Annotated in this window: 13 protein-coding genes and 2 pseudogenes; 10 read left to right on the top strand and 5 right to left on the bottom strand. The window is 71.8% G+C overall.

All coding sequences use genetic code 11. The annotated features are described in order from the left end of the window. Positions 1–167: 167 nt before the first annotated feature. Positions 168–623 (bottom strand): hypothetical protein, encoded by a 456-nt coding sequence (locus ACZ5WK_RS32080; protein ID WP_465552685.1) that lies wholly within the window; start codon positions 621–623, stop codon positions 168–170. 114 nt (positions 624–737) lie between these two features. Between ACZ5WK_RS32080 and ACZ5WK_RS32075 the strand changes: the two are divergent. From ACZ5WK_RS32075 to ACZ5WK_RS32050, 6 genes and pseudogenes are all read left to right on the top strand, one after another. Beyond that, a pseudogene (locus ACZ5WK_RS32075) lies at positions 738–1,423 on the top strand (transposase); the annotation flags it as partial. Positions 1,424–1,977: 554 nt separating this feature from the next. Beyond that, positions 1,978–3,186 (top strand): IS701 family transposase, encoded by a 1,209-nt coding sequence (locus ACZ5WK_RS32070; RefSeq protein WP_465552683.1) that lies wholly within the window; start codon positions 1,978–1,980, stop codon positions 3,184–3,186. Beyond that, the gene (locus ACZ5WK_RS32065; protein ID WP_465552681.1) at positions 3,183–4,649 is read left to right on the top strand and encodes an ATP-binding protein; all 1,467 of its coding nucleotides are present in this window, start codon (positions 3,183–3,185) and stop codon (positions 4,647–4,649) included. The genes ACZ5WK_RS32070 and ACZ5WK_RS32065 overlap by 4 nt, the downstream gene beginning before the upstream one ends. After that, entirely contained in the window at positions 4,646–4,999 is a 354-nt protein-coding gene (locus ACZ5WK_RS32060; RefSeq protein ID WP_465552679.1) for a hypothetical protein, read from the top strand. The genes ACZ5WK_RS32065 and ACZ5WK_RS32060 overlap by 4 nt, the downstream gene beginning before the upstream one ends. Continuing rightward, positions 4,996–5,418 (top strand): ester cyclase, encoded by a 423-nt coding sequence (locus ACZ5WK_RS32055; RefSeq protein WP_465552677.1) that lies wholly within the window; start codon positions 4,996–4,998, stop codon positions 5,416–5,418. The genes ACZ5WK_RS32060 and ACZ5WK_RS32055 overlap by 4 nt, the downstream gene beginning before the upstream one ends. Positions 5,419–5,504: 86 nt before the next feature. Continuing rightward, the gene (locus ACZ5WK_RS32050) at positions 5,505–6,104 is read left to right on the top strand and encodes a hypothetical protein (RefSeq protein WP_465552675.1); all 600 of its coding nucleotides are present in this window, start codon (positions 5,505–5,507) and stop codon (positions 6,102–6,104) included. A 134-nt stretch (positions 6,105–6,238) separates the two neighbouring features. On the opposite strand, the gene ACZ5WK_RS32045 is transcribed toward ACZ5WK_RS32050, so the two are convergent. After that, complete coding sequence (locus ACZ5WK_RS32045) at positions 6,239–8,140, bottom strand: NAD-binding protein (RefSeq protein WP_465552673.1); 1,902 nt, start codon at positions 8,138–8,140, stop codon at positions 6,239–6,241. Between the two features lie 293 nt (positions 8,141–8,433). Between ACZ5WK_RS32045 and ACZ5WK_RS32040 the strand changes: the two genes are divergently transcribed. Together ACZ5WK_RS32040 and ACZ5WK_RS32035 are read left to right on the top strand one after the other, a co-directional pair. Continuing rightward, on the top strand, positions 8,434–9,105 hold the full coding sequence (locus ACZ5WK_RS32040) for a hypothetical protein (RefSeq protein WP_465552671.1): 672 nt from the start codon (positions 8,434–8,436) through the stop codon (positions 9,103–9,105). An 81-nt stretch (positions 9,106–9,186) separates the two neighbouring features. Next, positions 9,187–9,552, top strand: a complete 366-nt coding sequence (locus tag ACZ5WK_RS32035) for a hypothetical protein (protein ID WP_465552669.1) — start codon at positions 9,187–9,189, stop codon at positions 9,550–9,552. A gap of 820 nt (positions 9,553–10,372) precedes the next feature. On the opposite strand, the gene kdpB is transcribed toward ACZ5WK_RS32035, so the two are convergent. Both kdpB and ACZ5WK_RS32025 read right to left on the bottom strand, forming a co-directional pair. Continuing rightward, positions 10,373–12,550, bottom strand: a complete 2,178-nt coding sequence (kdpB, locus tag ACZ5WK_RS32030) for a potassium-transporting ATPase subunit KdpB (protein ID WP_465552667.1) — start codon at positions 12,548–12,550, stop codon at positions 10,373–10,375. Positions 12,551–12,887: 337 nt separating this feature from the next. Then, a complete protein-coding gene (locus tag ACZ5WK_RS32025; RefSeq protein ID WP_465552665.1) occupies positions 12,888–13,778 on the bottom strand; it encodes a hypothetical protein in 891 nt (296 codons plus the stop codon). Between the two features lie 593 nt (positions 13,779–14,371). On the opposite strand from ACZ5WK_RS32025, the pseudogene ACZ5WK_RS32020 reads away from it, so the two are divergent. Next, positions 14,372–14,742, top strand: a pseudogene (locus tag ACZ5WK_RS32020) (ATP-binding cassette domain-containing protein); the annotation flags it as partial. A 553-nt stretch (positions 14,743–15,295) separates the two neighbouring features. Here the strand turns inward: ACZ5WK_RS32020 and ACZ5WK_RS32015 are convergent. After that, positions 15,296–16,426, bottom strand: a complete 1,131-nt coding sequence (locus ACZ5WK_RS32015) for a universal stress protein (protein WP_465552663.1) — start codon at positions 16,424–16,426, stop codon at positions 15,296–15,298. Between the two features lie 299 nt (positions 16,427–16,725). Here ACZ5WK_RS32015 and ACZ5WK_RS32010 point away from each other — a divergent pair, with 299 nt between their 5' ends. Continuing rightward, positions 16,726–18,273 carry a Na+/H+ antiporter gene (locus ACZ5WK_RS32010; RefSeq protein WP_465552661.1) on the top strand — a complete coding sequence of 516 codons (1,548 nt, stop codon included), beginning with the start codon at positions 16,726–16,728 and terminating at the stop codon, positions 18,271–18,273. Positions 18,274–18,363: the final 90 nt, after the last annotated feature.

Genomic DNA, 18,363 nt, shown 5'->3' with positions numbered 1-18,363 from the left:
CCGGTCATCGCGGTGGGGACCGCCGGTAGCAGGGACAGGGTTAGCCTGCGCGTTTCAGCTGGGGCTGGACCGAATCGTGGTCGGGAACGCGAAAGTGCCTTCTGAACTGGGACGACGAGGCTTGTCCAAGGTCTTCGTCGTACCACCAGGAAAGCACGCCGTGGGGCTCAGTTGGCCTGCATGCCGTACTCCGTCGTCATCAACGCGATGACGGACGCCAGGACTGCGACCGTCGGCACACCGACGCACCAAGCCATCATGAGTCCGCCGGGCTTGAGTTCGGCGCCCGGGTTCTCATGCTGGGCGATGTAGTACTTGGGCATCCAGCTTCGGAACGGGAGCACGGCGACCGGGACGGAGGCGAGCGCGATGCTGTACAGGAACAGGATCGGCAGCGCCGCACCGGGCCGACCCAGGCTCGTGGCCAGGACGGCGGTGGCGAGCAGGGGAGCCATCACGTAGAGCACCCACCTGCCCGCCTTGTTCCGCTGCTCGACGGCGCTCCGCACTTCGTCCGGGAGGCCTGCCCCCGTGGGGATCAGCGCCCGCAAACCGATCACGAAGAACACCGTTGCCGCGACTGCGATCAGCTGCCAACCAGACTGTGAGATTGAAAACAGCATCTTCCTCAACTTCGTCCTCTGTCACTACAGGAGTTGATCACCTTATCCGGGTGCCGGCCGGACGCGGTCGGGGTGACGGCACTGCTGACGTTCTCTTAACCTGCGCGGTCCAGCCCCAAGCTCGTCGTCACCGCCGACGGGCGCGGGGTCGTCAGTCACGCCGGACCGCGCCTGCTGGCGGATCTGGCCGATGCCACCACGCTCACCAGCGTCTTCACCGACGCCCTCCGCCGTCTCAGACCACGCGGGACCGGGCGCGCCCCCGGCCGCGTCGCCGTCGACCTGGCGGTGATGCTCGCCGACGCCGGCGAGGCAGTCCCGGTGCTGGCCCGGGTGCGCACCAGCACCAGGTGTTCGGCCCCGTCGCCTCCACTCCCACCGCCTGGCACGTTCTGGCCGGCATCGACACCAAAGCCCTGAACGCGCTGCGGGCCGCCCGCGCCAGGGCCCGCGAGGTCGCCTGGTCGCAGGCGTCGAGACCAGGGACGGGATACCGCCGGCCCTTGCCGGAGGAAGCGAACTGCCGGGCCTGGTCCTGGACATCGACGCGACCCCGGTCACCTGCCACTCGGAGAAGGAGGAGGCCGCCGCCACCTACGAGCGCGGCTTCGGCTACCACCCGATACTCTGCTTCCTCGACCACACCGGTGAGGCCCTGGCCGGTCTCCTGCGACCGGGCAACGCTGGAGCGATACCGCCGCCGACCACATCACGGTCATCGACGAGGCCCTCGCGCAGATCCCCGACGCCCACCGCCACGGCCCCTGATCCTCATCCGCGCTGACAGCGCGGGGGCGGCGCCAAAGCGTTCCTGACTCAAGGAGACCCGACCGCGCGTCGGGCCCTCGCCATGCCCACCCCGCCGCGAACAGGTCACGCACCACCGCCCCGACGATCAACCCGACTCGGCCAAACCCCAACTGAAACTCGGAGGTTAGGAGACCCCCACCCAGGGCATCCATTGCAGTGGCCGCGGTCAGGGCGGCCGTGCCCGCCGTCGACAGAACGGCGGCCGTCACCGTTCCGGCGGGCGGCAGGCGCATTTTTCTGTACGGCTTTTCCGGTTGGCCGGTGAAGAGAAAACGGTCCGTACGCTGTGCCAACAATGCGTTTCAGTCGCACGTTTCACAGCACCGGCCCGTCGGCGGTGCGCCGCATATGAAACTCGCTAAATCGTCGGCCAAAGGCCAGGCCGGCCGCGGCAGTCTGGTCTAATGTCGGGCGAACGTAGCAGTGCAGTTCGCCTTGGGGAAACGCGCCACAGAACGGTTGTTTCCCGTGCTCTGCCATGCCCGGAATGGCGAAAGCGCCGCCGGGCAAGGTATTCGTGCGTTGCTGCGAGAAGGGATGAGTGGTGGAAGCCGGAATCGAAGGCCTCAATCCGCAGTACCTTTCTCAGGACCAGGTGGACCGGTTGTGCAGGCAGCTGCTCTCTTCGATGCCGCGCAGTGATCAGCGGCGCTGGGGCGAGCTCTACGTCCGCGGGCTGCTCCGGGCAGAGGGCCGCAAGACGATGAAGGGCATCGCCGAGGCCGCCGACGGCAGCGCGATGCAGAGCCTCCAACAGTTCATCACCACTTCCCCGTGGGAGTGGAAGCCGGTACGCCAGTCCCTGGCCCGGTTCATAGAGCGCGAACTCCAGCCGCTCGCCTGGATCGTCGAACCGCTTGCCGTGCCCAAGGCCGGAAAGCACTCGGTCGGCGTCGAGCGCCAGTTCGTCTCCGGTCTCGGACGCGTGACCAACTGCCAGCAGAGCACCGGTGTCTGGCTGGCGTCGGAGGACGCCAGCTGCCCGGTGGACTGGCAGCTCGCGCTGCCCGCCACCTGGGTGGCCGGCCCGGAACAGCGAAGACGAGCCGCGATCCCCGACCACGTCAGATCGCAGACCCCGGTGCAGTGCGCGGTGGGCTCGGTCGTCTCGATGGTCGAGGGCTGGCGGCTCACCCCGCGACCCGTCGTGATGGCGGTCGGCGAGAGCGACCTCGCCGAGGTCTTCCGAGCGTTCACCCCGCGCCGGATTCCGTTCGTGCTGCGCGTCGACGGCTCCCTCCCGGTGGCCCCCGCCGACCTCCGGCTGCCCGCCGGAGAGGGGCGCTGGCTGCCTGCGAATCAGCTGGTCGAGGGAGTGAAGGAGCTGGGCGGAGCCGTGGAGTGGCGCGACGGCGGGCACGCCCGGCACCGGGTGGCCAGGGTGGTCGGCGTGCGCGTCGGGCTGCCCATGGCCGCGATCCGTACCGGACGCGGGACGGGGGTGCCGCCGCTCTTCCTGGTGGGCGCCTGGACGGACCCGGCCAACCCGCGGCCCAGCGAGTTCTGGCTCTCCAACCTCGACCACCTCTCGTCCTCGGCCCTGTTCCGGATCGCCAAGCTGACCAGGCGAGTTTCCCGGGACCTCCGGGACGTCTGCGACGGGGTGGGCATCCGCGACTTCGCCGGGCGCTCCTTCCGCGGCTGGCACCACCACGCCACGCTCGTCTCCATAGCGCACGCGATCTCGGTCCTGGCCAGGCTCCCGCGGCGGGCGCTGCCGCAGCAGCGGCGACCGCTGATCGGGTCCCGGTGAGCGGCGCCGCCGTGCCGTGCGGCGAGCGGCTCCGGGAGATCGAACTCTTCGCGGAGTTGACGGACGGCCAGCTGGGCTGGCTCACCTCGGTGACCGAGGAGCGGGTGCTCGGCGACGGCGAGGTCCTTTTCCGCGACGGCGATGCCGCGACCCACTTCCACGTGCTGCTCGACGGAGAGCTGGCCGTCACCAAGGTGGTGGACGGCCGCGAGGAGTTGCTCACCCGGCACCGGGCCGGCCCGGGCACCGGCGGCGAGCACGACGGCAAACCCTCGGCGGCCCACCGGTTCACCGGGGAACTGCCGCTGCTGACCGGCGGCAACTACGTGGCCACCGCCACTGCAGTCGGCCGCACGGCCGTTCTCGGCTACCCGAAGCACGTCTTCCTCGACATGCTGGCGCGCTGCCCGAGCGTCGCCCGGGTGCTGCTGCCCGTCCTCGCCTGGCGGATCACCGCCTCCGAGGTCCAGGCCAGGGGCAGGGCCACCGTGATGGCCCTGGGGACACTCGCGGCAGGCCTGGCCCACGAGCTCAACAACCCGGCCGCGGCCGTGGCCCGCGCCGCGCAGGACCTCGGCCCGGTGATCGACCGGCTCGCCGACGCCGCACAGCGCTGGGGTGCCACGGCAGACGAGCGGGAGGCGGACGCCCTCCGCAGCCTCGCGACGGAGATCCGCCGGACGCCTCTCACGACCGAAACCGATCCCGTCGCACTCGCCGACCTGGAGGACGAGCTGGCCGACTGGGCCGAGCAGCGGCGTGCGCCGATGCCCGCCCCGCTCGCCCTGGCCCTGGCCGAGCGGGGGCACGGCGGCGACTGGCTGGCCGATCGGGTCTCCGGCATGTGCCCGGCCGTCCTCCCGGCAGCCCTCGGCCAGCTGTCCGCGCTCGTGGAGGCCCGCGCACTGACGGACGAGCTGCGGACGGCGGGCCCGCGCATCTCGGTGCTGGTGGCCGCGACCCGGGACTACGCCAACCTCGGCGGCGCTCCGGAGGGGAGGTTCCCCGTCGTGGACGGCCTGGAGGCCACTCTCACCATGCTGAGGCCGAAGCTAGCCGGCATCCGGATCGTCCGTGACTACGCGCCGGACCTCCCGGACGCGGTCGGCTACCCGACCGAGCTCAACCAGGTGTGGACCAACCTGATCGACAACGCGGTGGACGCCATGGACGGCAAGGGAACGCTCACGCTGCGCACCCGTTCCCAGGCCAGCTGCCTGACCGTCGAGATCGGCGACACCGGCTGCGGAATTCCCGCCGACTCGCTCACCCGGATCTTCGAGCCCTTCTACACCACCAAGGACGTCGGCAAGGGGACGGGGCTGGGGCTGCACCTGTCGTACCGCATCGTCACCCAGCGGCACCGCGGATCGCTCACCGCGAGCTCGGTGCCCGGCGCTACCTGGATGACGGTGCGCATTCCCGTGGCCCGAAATCCGACCACAAGAGAGGACCTCGAATGACCCCACCGGAAACGACCCCCGCACGTGCCCTGTTCGACGGGCAGTTGGCGGCCCTGACCGGCGGCGATATCGACGCGCTCCTGGCGAACTACACCTCGGACGCGGTCCTCGTGCGGTTCGACAGGATTTTCGTCGGGGCTCGGGAAATCCGTGCGGCCTTCTCAGCCTATCTCGCTCTGCGGCCGGAACTCGTGGAACTCGTGCAGTACACCGAGCGGGTTGACACGATTTTCTACCGGTCGGTCATGAATATCGGCGGCGAAACAAAGGAATCGATAGGAACGATGGTGCTCGACAACGGAAAGATATGGCGGCAGTCGGCGGCCTTCCTCGCCGGAGGCGCCCGGTGAACGCCGCACCGCTCGCCGTCTACCGGGCCTGGAACGACTGCCTGCTGGCCGGCGACATCGAGGGCGCGACCAGGCTGATCGACGCCGACCGGTGGAACGAGAAGTGCCTTGGCCTGACCGGCTGGCTCACCGACTTCCAGGTCGCCCTCGCCCACTACGAGAAGAACATGGTCAGGCCGTGGGAGGACCTGGAGATGCACGAGGAAGAGGTGGTGGAAGGGCAGGACGCCGTCACGATCCGGTTCCGCGTCGAGGCCACCCACGTGGGGGAGTTCCTCGGTGTCCCGTCTACCGGGCGCAGGGTCTCCTTCCACGCCATCCGCATCGTCAACGTACGGGACGGCCGGGTCACCGGGCAGTGGGCGCAGCTGGACCTCTGGGGCCTCCACCGGCAACTGACCGGCACCGGCGCCGAGTAGCGGCGCGGCGTCAGGATGCCGTCAAAGGGTCACCGTGGCAAGGGGGTTGCTGGTTCGATGGCGGGAAACCGAGGCGGACGGAGAGCATGGACTACACGCAGTTGGCCGGCCTGCTCGACGGCAGCCCCCGGGTGGTCGTGCCGACTGCCGGTCGCGGCACCGAGCTCGCCCGCGAACTCTGGGTCGCGTACCTGTACGGGTACCGACCGGCCGAGTACCGACCGGCGGTGTTCCGTTCCGCCGCGCGGGTCGTGCTGGTCCTCGACCCGGAGCCGCAGGCACGGCGGCGGGGCGACTGGATGCGCCGCCCCGACCTGCGCCTGGACGCATCGGCCCCGGTCCCCTGGACGGACCGGCCCGACGAGGCCACGTGGTGGACCCCGCCGGGCTGGCCGCCCGGCACCGGGCCGGTCCCGCGCGCCGAGGGCGGGCTCCCGTGGACTGCGCCGGACGAAGGCCGGAACCTGCGCCGGCTCGTCTGGCTCGCGGGTGGAGTGGTCGCGGCCTGGACCACGAACCTCCTGCGGTGGGCCTGGACCGACCGGCCTGGTCCGTCGGGGCTGGCGTTCTCCGGGCTGCTGGCCGCCGTGGTGCTGCTCGCCTGCGCGCTGGCGGCCGTCCGTGCCCGCCGCCGGGGCCGGAAGGCCGTGGCAGCCGTTCTGCTGGAGGGGCAGTTGGCGAGGTGACCTGGCGGCCGCTCCGCATCCGGTGACCTGCGGCTGAGGCTGCATATCGGCGCTTGTCGCACCTTCTGGTGGCCGGCGCAGCAGGCGCGGCGCGGCAGGCCAGTCCCGCCGAGCACGTCTGACAGTCATCGTTGTCAGACGCGCTCCTCACCCTCTGCTCGGCGCTGATCGCGGGCGAGCAGGACCCGCAGTCCCGCCCGGGTGGTGGCGAGGACCACGCGGTCCTCGGGGCGCAGCACGTAGCCAGGGCGCAGGTGCCAGTCCAGTGCGGACGGGAAGATCCGCAGCGAGCCGTAGGAGGTGGTGGAGGACGCGGAGGCGATGTCCGGGCGACGCTCCGCAGGGGCGGTGGTGTCCCGGGCGATGACCCGCCACTGGCCGGCGCGGAAGGCGCTCGCGACGGTGTGGCCGACCAGTTCGGGGTGGTCGCGGACGTCGACGGCGGTGAACAGCAGCACGCCGCGCTCGACGGGCATCACGCCGAGGACGGTACGGCCCATCATGGCGGCCGCGAAGGCCGATGCCGACAGCGACGACACACTGCGGCTGCGGGTGAGAGCGGTCGGATACGAGTCGCGCAGCGTCCGGTAGACGGTGGCGGCGAACTCGTCGTCGAAGAGCCGCATCACCGCCCGGAGGTCCGGCCTGGTCTCGCGTGCGGCCAGGACGGCCTCGAGGTTGGTGGAGTCGTTGCTGGTGAGGGCCAGCATGGCCCGGCTGCGCCGGATGCCGGCGTCCTCCAGCACGCCGGGCTCGGTGACGTCGGCGATGATCGTCGGGACCTTGAGGCTGCGGGCGAGGGCCACGCCGCGTGCCTCGGGGTCGCGGTCGATGCACACCGCGCGGACCTTGCGGCCGTGGAGCTCGCCGAGCACACGGGTGCCCACCTTGCCCAGGCCGACCACGACCACATGGTCCGAGAGCTCGCGCGGCGGCCGGAGCGCGGTGGACGCCGCGCGGAACGCGCCCATGGCGTCGAGGATGGCGGCGAGCAGCACGGGGAGGAACAGCACGCCGGCCAGGCCCGCCGACAGCTGCATGAGCTGGCGTCCGACGGGTGCCTCGGTTGCCGGGTCGCCCATCGTGAAGACGTCCAGCAGGGTCAGATAGGCGGCGTGCAGGCCGGAGCCGCCCAGCACCGTCCAGGTGATCCCGGCCATGACCAGGACGAGCAGCACCATGGCACCCAGGATCCTCCGCACCTTGCGGGAGAACAGGATGTCCAGCGGGAGCCGCTCCAGGAGGCCGTTCAGGGCTGTCCGAAGCCGGCCGGGGCGGCCCGGCACGCCCTCGGGGGACTGGTCCCGCTCGGTGTTCTCGGTGATCGCCTCCAGGACGACCATGCCGCGAACCGCACGGGAACGGTCCACCGTGCGGTCGTCGGGCAGCAGTTGGGTGCCGCCCTCGCCGGGGTACTCGGCGCTGTCCTCGCTGGCGGGGTCGTCGGCGGCTCCGCCGGACATGACGGCGAGGACGCAGAGGTCGGTGAGGCGGGGCGGCGTGCCGGCCGGCCGGTCCGCGGGGTGCAGCAGCAGGCCGTCGGCGGCGATGACGTTCGTCGAGCCGTCGAAGGCGGCGGCGACGAGCTCGGGAGCGGCGGTGCCGATGTCGGAGAGCACCGTGGTGGACACGTCCACCGCGGACCGGCCGAGGCCGGGGTCGCGTGCCTGCGTCGCGCGGTCGAGGAGCTTCTCGACATGGCGGCCGAGTTGGCGGTTGAACATCCGGATCACCAGCCGGATCTCCGGGTTGAGGCGGCGGGCGCTCAGCGCGGCGTGGATGTTCGTCTGGTCGTCGCCGTAGGCGAGGGCGAGTGCGGAGGCCCGCCGGACGCCGGCGTCGAGGAGCGTCGCGTCGTCCGGCCGACGGGCCTCGATCAGCCGTACCGACCCGTGCGGGTCGCCGGCCAGCGCGGCGAGTTGGAGGCCGTGGCCGTCGTGCAGTGAGGGCACGACGACCGTGACGTGCTCGCCGCACCGGATGGCGAGCTCGAACGCGAGGCGGTGGGTGAGACCGTCGTCGCCGCACACCACCATGTGGCCTGACGGAGCATCAAGACGATCGTGGGAAGGAAGGGGCACGGCTCGGTGAACGCTTCCGGCGCGGCAGGCGGTTCCGTGATCGAATGTCAGGAGAGCGTCAAGAATTCCCGCGCGACCGCCGGGTCGCGCCGGGGCGCCGAATGCGGGACCCACCCCCTTGCGCTTCGGCGTCGGACCGGTACCGTCAGTAGTGGTGTGCCGGGAAGTCTGGTCGGCGTCACGGTCGAGCGTGCCCCGCCGGGCATCGGCGGGCGCTGTCGACACGGCCTCAACCAGTGGAGGGCGCCATGGGCGTCATCATCCCGATCGTGTTCTTCGTCTGCCTGGTCACCCTGGTGCTCGGCGCACCGCGCATCGATGCGTTCCGGGACCGGCGCCGCAGCGCGGCGACCGCCGCCGATCTGACCGCGCATCATGGCTTCCGGAGCCGAACCGAACTCACGATGGAGGGAATTCCGCTCGCGCTCGCCGGGCCGCCGTTCCACTACGGCACCTCGCAGCGATTGACCGACCAGGTGACCGGTGCGCTCGACGGCCTGACGCTGACCTCGACCGGCTACAGCTGCCTGTACAACGGCTCGGCCCACGTCTACGGAGTCATCCTGGTCTCGCTACCCGTGCCGCTCGCCCAGGTCGAGGTACGGCACGGCCGCGCGTTCCACTCGACGCGGGTCGCCGAGCCGGTGCCCGACGGCCGGTTCGCCACTGGTGTGGCACGGTTCGACAGCGGCCACGAGACCTACGCGTCCGATCCGTACCACCTCCGGGCCGTGCTGACGGAGGCCGCCGTCCGTGAGCTGCTGGCGGCGCCCGAGCCGTTCAGCTGGCGGGTCCAGGGCATGGACCTGCTGCTCTGGGGCTCGGGCGGATGGTCGTCCGCGGAGACGCTGCTCGGCTCGGTGCGGGCGGTGACCGCCGCGCTCCGCCCGGCGCTCCAGCCGGCCGGCCCGGCCCGGTAGGCGAGCTCAAGTCGGCGAAGCGCCGCTTCTGCGGCCATCGCTGGGCAATCTGGCGGCCCTGCACCGCGTGGTGGAAAGGCGGTGCGCCGCGATGCCGTGCTCGTCCTGGTGATCACCTGGACACCGGTAGGTGGTGGGCTCGCCTATCGCGCTCACCCGTGTCCGCCGCCGGTGAAGCTCTGGCAGCAGGCGGCCTGGGAGCGGCTCGACGCGGCCTTCGAGCAGGCCTCCCGGGGCTACCCGGCCGGCGTCCGGATCGAGCCGGTGGTTCTGCGGGCCGAGGCTGGCTCGGTGATCGCCATCATCGCGACCGCCTGCGAGGCCGGCCCGGACCGCACCGCCACGCTCCTCGCCCCGATCCCCGGGGATCGGAGGACAGTCGCCCTACGCCGCCTGGCCGGGCCCGCGCAACCGATCTCGGAGGCCTGCCCGCCGCGCGGAGCTTGACGGCCGATGAGGCACACGGGGGCGTCGAAGCGCGGCCGCACCGTGGACTTCTGCCCCCACCTTGCCGCAGCTTTGCAGGTCGACGAACTCACCGGATGTCCCGACGCAGTTCGCGCGATAAGGCACGCCAACGCATGAACGCGCCCTGAGGCTCCGTGTCCAGGGCGTGGAAGGCTGATGGCGGGCTCGTTCGCTCGCTGAGACGACGCACTTTCGGACCATGGCCACCAGCGGAGGCGCGTCCGGGTTCGGCTGAACCTCGTTGATGGCTTCATACCCCCACGACTCGTACAAGGCGAGTACCTTGCCATCGCCCGCGGTGGGGTTGACCAGGAGGGCGATGCGTTCCTCGGGGCGGTTTCCGGCGAGCTCCTCATGTATGCGGCGACCTGGACGGTCGAGACCGCATGCGTCCAGGTGTCGGTGCAGAGCGCGTCGGCCGGGGTGCGGAGGTGGACCTCGGCGGCCCGGGCGGCCGCGCTCTCGCTTTCCTCGGTGAGGCTCCGGCCGGCGGGGACGGCGTGGAAGCCGCCGCCGTTGGCCGGCGAGGCCGGTGGCACCGACGGTTGCGCGGCGGGTGTGGCGGCGCCGGCCGGTGCGGCGCCGGTGGCGAGCAGGGCGGCGGTCGTCACGGCGCCCAGAGCGGCGGCGACGATGCGGGAAGCAGCACGGGATGCCATGAAATTCCCTTCAGTGTGAAGGGCGTTGAGGAGATCAGCCTTTCAAGTCCGCCCTTCCAAAGACAGAGGGTTCCGCATCAGGGTCTCACATGGAATGGTCATGCCATCTTCTGTGAGGGGGCGGGCCGGGCGCAGGTGGCTCAGCCCAGGCCGGGGACGAACTGGATCAGCAGGTCGATCGCCTTGATGCCGAGGAACGGCAGGATCAGGCCGCCGAGCCCGTAGACCCGGAGGTTGCGGCGGAGCAGGTCGGTGGCGTTGGCGGGCTGGTAGCGGACGCCGCGCAGGGCGAGCGGGATCAGCGCGACGATGATCAGGGCGTTGAAGATGATCGCGGAGGCGATGGCCGAGGTCGGGCTGTGCAGTTCCATGATGTTGAGGTGCCGCAGTCCGGGATAGGCGTTCGCGAACATCGCGGGGATGATCGCGAAGAACTTGGCCACGTCGTTGGTGATCGAGAAGGTGGTCAGCGCGCCGCGGGTGATCAGGAGCTGCTTGCCGACCCGGATGATCTCGATCAGCTTGGTCGGGTTGGAGTCGAGGTCGACCATGTTGCCGGCCTCCTTGGCGGCCGGGGTGCCGGTGTTCATGGCGACGCCGACGTCGGCCTGGGCGAGGGCGGGGGCGTCGTTGGTGCCGTCGCCCGTCATCGCGACCATGTTGCCGGCGGCCTGCTCCCGTTTGAGGTAGGCGAGCTTGTCCTCGGGGGTGGCCTCGGCCAGGATGTCGTCGACGCCGGCCTCGGCGGCGATGGCCCTCGCGGTGAGCGGGTTGTCGCCGGTGACCATGACGGTGCGGATGCCCATCCGGCGCAGCTCGGCGAAGCGCTCGGCGATGCCCTCCTTGACCACGTCCTTGAGCTCGATCACGCCCAGTGCCCGGGCGCCGTGCCGGTCGTGGACGGCGACCAGCAGCGGGGTGCCGCCGGCGGCGGAGATCCGGTCGACGATGCCCTTGGCCTCCATCGGCAGCCGTCCGCCGGAGCGCACCACCCAGTGCGCGACCGAGCTCGCCGCGCCCTTGCGGACCAGGCAGCTCGTGCCGTCGGGCCAGCGCAGGTCGACGCCGCTCATCCGGCTCTGCGCGGTGAACGGGACGGACGTCACCTCGCCCAACTCGCCCGGTGCGCGCGGCGGCACCCAGTACTGGCGGTCGGTGAGCTCGGTGATCGAGCGGCCCTCGGGGGTCTCGTCGGCGGCGGAGGCCAACTGCGCCGCCTCGGCGAGCTGTTCGACGGTGGCGTCGGGCAGCGGGTGCAGGGCGGTGGCCCGGCGGTTGCCGTGGGTGATGGTGCCGGTCTTGTCGAGGAGCAGGACGTCGACGTCGCCGGCCGCTTCGACGGCGCGGCCGGAGAGCGCGACCACGTTGCGCTGGACGAGGCGGTCCATGCCGGCGATGCCGATCGCGGAGAGCAGCGCGCCGATGGTGGTCGGGATGAGGGCGACCATCAGCGCCACCAGCACGATGGTGGTCTGCGGCGAGTGGGCGTAGATCGCCATCGGCTGGAGGCAGGCCACGGACAGAATGAAGACGATGGTCAGCGAGGCGAGCAGGATGTTCAGGGCGATCTCGTTCGGCGTCTTCTGCCGGTCCGCGCCCTCGACCAGCGCGATCATCCGGTCGATGAAGCTCTGCCCGGGCCGGGCGGTGATGCGGACCACGAGGTGGTCGGAGAGGACGCGGGTGCCGCCGGTGACGCCGGTGCGGTCGCCGCCGGACTCGCGGATCACGGGCGCGGACTCGCCGGTGATCGCCGACTCGTCCACCGAGGCCACGCCCTCGACCACCTCGCCGTCGCCGGGGATCACCTCACCCGCAGACACCAGCACGATGTCGTGCAGCAGCAACTGCTCGGCGGGGATGGTCTCGTGGCGGTGGTCGGGGATGCCGACCCGCCAGTGCAGCAGGCGGCGGGCGGTGGTGCCCGCCTGAGCCCGGCGCAGCGACTCGGCCTGGGCCTTGCCCCGGCTCTCCGCCACCGCCTCGGCCAGGTTGGCGAAGAGCACGGTGAGCCAGAGCCAGAAGCTGATCACCCAGGCGAACACACCCGGGTGGAGGACCGCACTCAGCGTGGTGGCCGCCGAGCCGGTCTCGACCACGAGCATCACCGGGTTCCTCGCCATGGTGCGGGGGTGGAGTTTGCGCAGCGCGGCCGGCAGCGCCTCGATCAGTTGGCCGGTATCGATCAGCCGGCGCCCGCCGCCCCTCGGTGAACCGGCTCCATGGCCCGGATGCCGAGGCTCCCGGGTGGGGGCTACGTCGCGGAACCCGTCCTGGGTGTCGGTGGTGTCCGGTGGGGTGAGGGCCGAACGGCGCATCGGTGGTCAGACCTTCCGGGCCGCCCGGGTGAGGGGGCGGCGGGGATCGGGCGGCAGGGGGACGCCGCACAGCCAAGCACCGGATCTCCGCACTCCCCGTGCATCTTGACGGGGGCTTGGCGTGACGCCGCCCGTCCTTGACAGCTTTCTGACGGACCGACGGGCCTGTCCTTGACGCGGCGAGACCGCCCGGCGGGGTTGACCAGCTGCGTCATAGGACACGTCTCAGTTGCCGTCGAGGCCGGCCTCGGCTGGGCGCGTGGGCGCCTGGGCGAGTAGGCGGGTGGGGGAAGTCGGCCCGGCCGCCTTCCCCCACCCGCGCCACCATGACGTTCGGTCAGAACTTCGCGGCCACGAATGGGCCGGCTCCCGCGAAGAGGGCGGCGACCAGCACGATGGCGAGGCGGAAGTTTGCGTCCTCCTTCTCCGGGAGCCAGGCGACGCAGGCCACGACGGCAAGCAGGTACCCGGTGCCCAGCGGGATGGTGAGAGCACCGCCGACGTGGGCGTCGGCGAGGACGAAGGCCAGCAGCCAGAGTGCGGACAGGAGGCCGAGGACGGTGGCGAGGCGGAGCGGCCCTCGCTGCCGGACGCGCCGGCGGGCGGTGCGGGAGCGTTCGCGGAACCGAACCCGCGCCCGCCCCGGCGGGCGGGCCGTGAAACCCGTGTACAGGATGGCGAGCACGGTGGCTGCAGCCCCGGTGACTCCCCATGCGACGTCGCTGCCGATGTCGATCTCCTCGGGCAGCCGGGGCCTCGCCCGGCCGCGCGGGTCAATTCGGACGGTCACCTCCTCACCGGTCCGGAACCTCTCACCGTTCGCGGTGAGCTGCCCGCCGGGCACGAGGGAGCCGTCGCGGGTCTTCAGCGTGTGCCGGAACTGGTAGTCACGGTCGGCGGGAATCCGTTCCTTCTCCACCACACGAGCCGTCACCGTGGTGCCGGAGAGGGTCAGCAGCAGGTCGTCGCGGACGACGGTCACCATTCCGGCGGTGAAGACCACGGTTGCCAGGACGAGGACCACCGCCCAGCAGCCACGCTCGGTGCTGCTGGCCAGCTTGCCAGTGCCGACGGTCAGCGCCACCACGGCCAGCAGCCCGATCCCCAGCGTGGCCGGCCAGCCCCAGTAGGTGTACGCGAGGCCGAGCCCGAGGGCCGCGCAGGGCGCGCCGAGCGTGAGGGCGACCATCAGCGGGATGGACCCCCGGCCGCCGGTGAATCCGGTCACCCGAACCCCTTTCGGACGTTGTCCCACCGCTCGGGCGGGAGGGTGAGCCAGAGCGAGGGGGCGGGCGTGGCGCTGGTCAATTCCGGGCCGCCCATCCGCGCATGCCGAAGACGCCCCCGACGGCGGTTGCGGTACCGGCGACGCCCGCCTTGCCGCCGCCCATGCCGGCACCGCCGATGACGGTGTTGTGCCAGTTCGTCGCCGCGGCCCCTCGCGGTCCCGGGAGAGATCGGCGAGGAACTCGATGTTGACCGAAGCCGGCTATCCGTGCCCCCGTGTGCGGTTGTCGTGCCCGTTCGGGGTCGAGGTTACGGGGAGACGGTTCCTGGGCGGTGGTTCTTGACGGAGCCCGTATGCGGCGCATGCGGGCTCCGTACGCGAGCCCGGCAGAGAAGAACGCGGGAAGGTCGCGTACGTCGCCGAACGACTGCAACACTCTCTGTCTGCTGCGGCGCGCCGGGACCGGGTCGGGGACGAGCGGTGTTCGCTGCCGGTGGTCGGCGTGCATGATCGGCGTATCGTCCGTGGCCACGGTGGCGACGGTGAGCGCCTCCCAAGCGGTGATCACCGGCGTGTACTCGGTCGCCCCCCAGGCCGGGACGAGGACGAGCGAGCTGTCCGGCGGGCAGCTGCGCCGGGTCGGCGTGGCCGCCGCGCTGGTCCACGACGCGCGCGTCCTGCTGCTCGACGAGCCGGCCGCCGGCATGGACCCGCGGCAGCGGTGGGTCTCCCGCGACCTGCTGGCCGAGGTGGCCGCTGAGGTGCGGGTGCTGCTGCCCACTCATGACGTCGCAGACCTCGCCGAGGAGGCCGACCATGTCACCGTCCTGAGCCAGGGCCGGATCGTGTACAGCGGGTCGACGGACTCCTTCCTCGCGCACACCCGTCGGACTTCTCCCCAGGACGGGCCGCGGAGGCCGCGTACAGCGTGCTGCTGGAAGGGACGGGCGTGGTCAGCGGCTGAGGAGGAGAGGGAGCAGCAGTGGATGATCACCCGCTGAAGACGGGGACGTTCGGCCGGCGGGGCGCCTCATCTGCGACGCGACGCCCGTAGAGGATCACGGCACGGCGGTCTGCCGGGCAGGACCGACCGCCAAGGCCTCGTCAAGACGGGCGTCGAGCGCGTCAAGGACGTGTCAGGGCGGGCGGACGGAGACTCGGTCGCACCTAGCGTGATCTGCGCGGAAACGGTTCGCCGCTCGGGCGTGGGGCCTGGCGGCGAACCGTTTGCCGAACCCCGGCCCCGGCGGGTTCCTCCGGGATGGTTCGGCGGCCAGTGAAAACAGGGGGAGGGACGCACGGCGACGCCGACGGGTACGCCGGGCGGTACGGCTGTCATGGAGACCACGGATCGCGTCGGCCATACCGCTCCCCGCGCCGTGCGCCCCGCCATTGGCCTGCTCGCTCCCGGCGCAGCCGGGCATGGTGCACCGCCTCTGCCTGTGCGTCGACCGCCCGGCGGAGCACTGCCCGGCGCGCGCCGGTCGAGGCAGCGGTCACGACCCTCCGAGGACCGGTCAGCCATCGCTCGCGGGCGGTCGACGGCGGTGCAGGAGGTGGCCGTGGGCGGCTTCGGAGTGGGTGACGACGTAGACGTCGATGTCGTCGCCGGAGCCCTCGATGATGGTCTCCCCAGTGCCGCGGGCGAACAGGCCTTTGAGGCGGCTGCGGCGGGTGGCGCCGATGACGATCTGGGTGGCGTTGACCTGCCGGGCGAACGCCAGGACCGCCTGTGCCGGGTCGCCTCCGGAGACCGAGTGCCAGCTGCCGCCGAGGCTCTCCACCAGGGTGCGCTGGTGGGCCAGCAGTCGCGGGGAGGCGCCGGTCAGCCCGTCGTCGCGGGCGACGTGGACGGCCAGGAACTCGCCGCCGGCGCCGCGGGACGCGGTGCGCTTGGCGCGCCGGATCAGGGTGTCGCCCTCGGCGCCGCCGGACAGTGCGACCAGGACGCGCTCCCTGGTGCTCCACGGCTGCTGGATGCCGTGGTCCGCGCGGTAGCGCAGCAGGGCCTCCTCGACCCGGTCGGCCGCCCAGAGCAGGGCGATCTCCCGCAGCGCGGTGAGGTTCCCAGCGCGGAAGAAGTTCGCGAGCGCTGCGTCGATCCTCTCGGGCGGGTAGATGTTGCCGTGCGCCATCCGCCGCCGCAGGGCCTCGGCGGACATGTCGACCACCTCGATCTGGTCGGCACGGCGCACCACGTCGTCCGGGACGGTCTCCTGTTGCCTGATGCCGGTGATCTGCTCCACCACGTCGTTCAGCGACTCCAGGTGCTGGATGTTGACCGTGGTGATGACGTCGGTCCCGGCCTTCAGCAGCTCCTCGACGTCCTGCCAGCGCTTCTCGTGCCGGCAGCCGGGGACGTTGGTGTGTGCCAGCTCGTCGACCAGGGCGACCTGCGGGCGGCGTGCCAGCACCGCGTCCAGGTCCATCTCGGTGAAGGCGCAGTTCCGGTACGACATCGCGCGGCGGGGCATGGTCTCCAGGCCCTCGGCCATCGCGCGGGTGAGCGGCCTGCCGTAGTCCTCGACGTAGGCGATCACGACATCGGTGCCGCGCGCGGCACGGCGCTGCCCTTCGGCGAGCATGTCGTACGTCTTGCCGACCCCGGGAGCGGCCCCGAGGTAGACCCGCAACCGACCGCGAGGCACCGCCGCCGTCCTTTCCGGCCACCCGGCAGGGCTGCCGGTGCGGCCCGATTGCTTTCACCGGGCCGGGCCCAAGGGGAGGCCACCTGTTCCTTCCATGGTCGCCCCCGCATGAGGCTGGGGTGGTCACGCGCTGCTCGTGTCGGCTGCCCTCCTGGTGACACGCGAATATGCCCTGCCGTTCTCCGCTAATGGCCCGATAAGATGACCACAGGTGTGCCGGGAAGCCTGGTCGGCTCGGGGGACGACTGCAGCGATCGGCGGCAGTGACCCCGTTCGTCGTGATGGGGTCTTTTCCACCGATGCGCGTTGTGGGGATCGTTCTCGTCCTGGTGGTTCTGGCCACGACCGTGGCCACCTTCGCCCGGCGCCTGCGCATGCCGGCGCCCTCGTTGCTCGTTCTGGCGGGTGTCGGGGTGGCGCTGATACCCGGCGTCCCCGCACTGCACGTCCCGCCGGAGACGATCGCCATGGTCGTCCTGCCGCCCCTGCTGTACGCCTCCGCCGAGGAGCTGTCCCTGCGGGACCTGCGCACGGTGTGGCGCCCGGTCACGATCCTCTCCTTCGGGCTGGTCTTCGCCTCCGCGGCCGCTGTCGGCTTCGCAGCCGTCGCCGTCGCGGGTCTGCCGCCCGCGATGGCCTTCGTGCTGGGGGCGGTGCTGTCCAGCACCGATCCGGTGGCCGTCACCGCGCTCGGGCGCCGACTGGCGCTGCCGGGGCGGGTCCAGGTCCTCGTGCAGGCGGAGAGCCTGTTCAACGACGCCACCTCGCTCGTGCTGTTCAAGGTGGCCGTCGGCATCGCCGTGGCCGTCGGTGCCGCGGTGAGCGTGCCGGCGGCGGGTGGGGAGTTCCTGCTGCTCGGCGGCGGCGGGAGCCTGGTCGGCGCCGCCGTTGCCGGGTTGGTGTGGCTGGTCCGCCGCCGGACCACCGACCCCGTGCTGGAGACGGTGATCGCGCTGGTCACCCCGTACGCGGCGTACGTGCTGGCCGAGTCCGTGCACACCTCCGGCGTGACCTCGGTAGTGGTCGCGGGTGTGCTGCTCGGCCGTTCCGGCCACCGGCTCACCGACGCGCACATCCGGCTGCAGCTGTACGCCGTCTACGCGGTGGTGGTGTTCCTGCTGGAGAGCGTCGTCTTCAGCATCGTCGGTCTGGAGTTGCCGACGCTGGTGCGGGACCTCCCGGCTGGCACCGGCTGGTGGCCGCTCCAGGCGCTGGTCCTGGCGGCCGTGCTGATCGCGGTGCGGGTGCTGTCGACGCTGCCGCTGACCCGCGCGGTCAAGCCCACCAGCGGCCGGTTGTCCTGGCGCGTGGCCGGGGTGGTCACCTGGGCCGGGACCCGGGGTGTCATGCCGCTGGCCGCCGCGCTGTCCATCCCGTTGGTCACCGACGACGGCACGCCGCTCGCCGGGAGGCCGTTGGTGCTGGTGCTGACGACCGCCGTGGTGGTGTTCACCCTGGTCGTCCAGGGCCTCACGCTGGCTGCCGTGGTCAACCGTTCCGGACTCGCCCTGGAACCCGAGCACACCGCCCGTGAGGAGGACGACGCCCGTGACGCCCTCAACCACGCCGCCCTCGACCACGTCGAGCACCTCGCCACCCTGGAGGCGATGCCCGACACCGCCGTCGACCGCGTCCGCCGCGGCCTCACCGCCCGCCTCGACCGCACCCCCGAGGCGTCCGACGGCACCACGGCCGACGCCGCCTACCGCCAGCTGAGGCACGAGGTCATCGCCGTCCAGAGCACGGAACTGCACCGCCTCTACGAGGAGCACCGCATCAGCGACACCACCCGCCGCCGCCTGCAGCAGGACCTCGACCGGGAGGAGGCGGCCCTCGGCACCTCCTGACCGCCGGCCACCGCCGGGGGGGGGGGGGGGGGGGGGGGGAAGGGGGGGAGCATGGTGGCTGGAGCTTTGGGGGGTGAGGGGGGGGGACGA

The organism is Kitasatospora sp. NPDC032757 (genome assembly GCF_055579305.1).
This window is presented reverse-complemented; position numbering and strand designations above follow the sequence as displayed.

What these genes read in the sequence shown, in the direction of transcription:
- ACZ5WK_RS32010 (WP_465552661.1), top strand. Translation starts at nt 16,726, where the DNA reads ATGCGCGTTGTGGGGATCGTTCTCGTCCTGGTGGTTCTGGCCACGACC.
- ACZ5WK_RS32050 (WP_465552675.1), top strand. Translation starts at nt 5,505, where the DNA reads ATGGACTACACGCAGTTGGCCGGCCTGCTCGACGGCAGCCCCCGGGTG.
- kdpB (WP_465552667.1), bottom strand. Translation starts at nt 12,550, where the DNA reads ATGCGCCGTTCGGCCCTCACCCCACCGGACACCACCGACACCCAGGAC.
- ACZ5WK_RS32060 (WP_465552679.1), top strand. Translation starts at nt 4,646, where the DNA reads ATGACCCCACCGGAAACGACCCCCGCACGTGCCCTGTTCGACGGGCAG.
- ACZ5WK_RS32045 (WP_465552673.1), bottom strand. Translation starts at nt 8,140, where the DNA reads ATGGTGGTGTGCGGCGACGACGGTCTCACCCACCGCCTCGCGTTCGAG.
- ACZ5WK_RS32040 (WP_465552671.1), top strand. Translation starts at nt 8,434, where the DNA reads ATGGGCGTCATCATCCCGATCGTGTTCTTCGTCTGCCTGGTCACCCTG.
- ACZ5WK_RS32080 (WP_465552685.1), bottom strand. Translation starts at nt 623, where the DNA reads ATGCTGTTTTCAATCTCACAGTCTGGTTGGCAGCTGATCGCAGTCGCG.